Source organism: Rathayibacter sp. AY1F8 (genome assembly GCF_002932165.1).
GTDB lineage: Bacteria > Actinomycetota > Actinomycetes > Actinomycetales > Microbacteriaceae > Rathayibacter.
Genome location: NZ_PSVB01000043.1, coordinates 1 through 1,789 on the forward strand (window position 1 = coordinate 1; position 1,789 = coordinate 1,789).

Consider the following 1,789-nt stretch of genomic DNA (forward strand, 5'->3'; position numbering starts at 1 on the left):
CCTTCTCTTCGGGGTTGGGGGTCGTAATTTTTTTACGGAGAGTTTGATCCTGGCTCAGGACGAACGCTGGCGGCGTGCTTAACACATGCAAGTCGAACGATGAAGCCCAGCTTGCTGGGTGGATTAGTGGCGAACGGGTGAGTAACACGTGAGTAACCTGCCCTTGACTCTGGGATAAGCGCTGGAAACGGCGTCTAATACCGGATACGACCTGCCCCGGCATCGGGTGCGGGTGGAAAGTTTTTCGGTCAAGGATGGACTCGCGGCCTATCAGCTAGTTGGTGAGGTAATGGCTCACCAAGGCGACGACGGGTAGCCGGCCTGAGAGGGTGACCGGCCACACTGGGACTGAGACACGGCCCAGACTCCTACGGGAGGCAGCAGTGGGGAATATTGCACAATGGGCGAAAGCCTGATGCAGCAACGCCGCGTGGGGGATGACGGCCTTCGGGTTGTAAACCTCTTTTAGTAGGGAAGAAGGGCTTCGGCTTGACGGTACCTGCAGAAAAAGCACCGGCTAACTACGTGCCAGCAGCCGCGGTAATACGTAGGGTGCAAGCGTTGTCCGGAATTATTGGGCGTAAAGAGCTCGTAGGCGGTTTGTCGCGTCTGCTGTGAAAACCCGAGGCTCAACCTCGGGCCTGCAGTGGGTACGGGCAGACTAGAGTGCGGTAGGGGAGAATGGAATTCCTGGTGTAGCGGTGGAATGCGCAGATATCAGGAGGAACACCGATGGCGAAGGCAGTTCTCTGGGCCGTTACTGACGCTGAGGAGCGAAAGCGTGGGGAGCGAACAGGATTAGATACCCTGGTAGTCCACGCCGTAAACGTTGGGAACTAGATGTGGGGACCTTTCCACGGTCTCCGTGTCGCAGCTAACGCATTAAGTTCCCCGCCTGGGGAGTACGGCCGCAAGGCTAAAACTCAAAGGAATTGACGGGGGCCCGCACAAGCGGCGGAGCATGCGGATTAATTCGATGCAACGCGAAGAACCTTACCAAGGCTTGACATATACCGGAAACTTCCAGAAATGGTTGCCCCGCAAGGTCGGTATACAGGTGGTGCATGGTTGTCGTCAGCTCGTGTCGTGAGATGTTGGGTTAAGTCCCGCAACGAGCGCAACCCTCGTTCTATGTTGCCAGCACGTCATGGTGGGAACTCATAGGAGACTGCCGGGGTCAACTCGGAGGAAGGTGGGGATGACGTCAAATCATCATGCCCCTTATGTCTTGGGCTTCACGCATGCTACAATGGCCGGTACAAAGGGCTGCGATACCGTAAGGTGGAGCGAATCCCAAAAAGCCGGTCTCAGTTCGGATTGAGGTCTGCAACTCGACCTCATGAAGTCGGAGTCGCTAGTAATCGCAGATCAGCAACGCTGCGGTGAATACGTTCCCGGGCCTTGTACACACCGCCCGTCAAGTCATGAAAGTCGGTAACACCCGAAGCCAGTGGCCTAACCGCAAGGAGGGAGCTGTCGAAGGTGGGATCGGTGATTAGGACTAAGTCGTAACAAGGTAGCCGTACCGGAAGGTGCGGCTGGATCACCTCCTTTCTAAGGAGCATCTGGACACCGCAGGGTGTTCCAGGCGCCAGATCAAAGCGAATGTCTTTGCTGGTAGCTCATGGGTGGAACATTGAACTAGGTGCTCGGTGAGATCGTCTCGCGTCAGTACAGCCTTCGGGTTGGGAACGCGTCGGGGCGGTGGAGTCGGGTACATGCACGCTGTTGGGTCCTGAGGGACCGGGCCGGCTGCCTTCGGGTGGCGGGGTCGACTCTCCGGATCTTT

The 1,789-nt window shown here is 57.1% G+C and carries 1 rRNA gene; it reads left to right on the forward strand.

Going from position 1 to position 1,789, the window contains the following annotated elements:
- Window positions 1-31 precede the first annotated feature (31 nt).
- Window positions 32-1,554 (forward strand): 16S ribosomal RNA (locus tag C5C35_RS16570).
- Window positions 1,555-1,789: the final 235 nt, after the last annotated feature.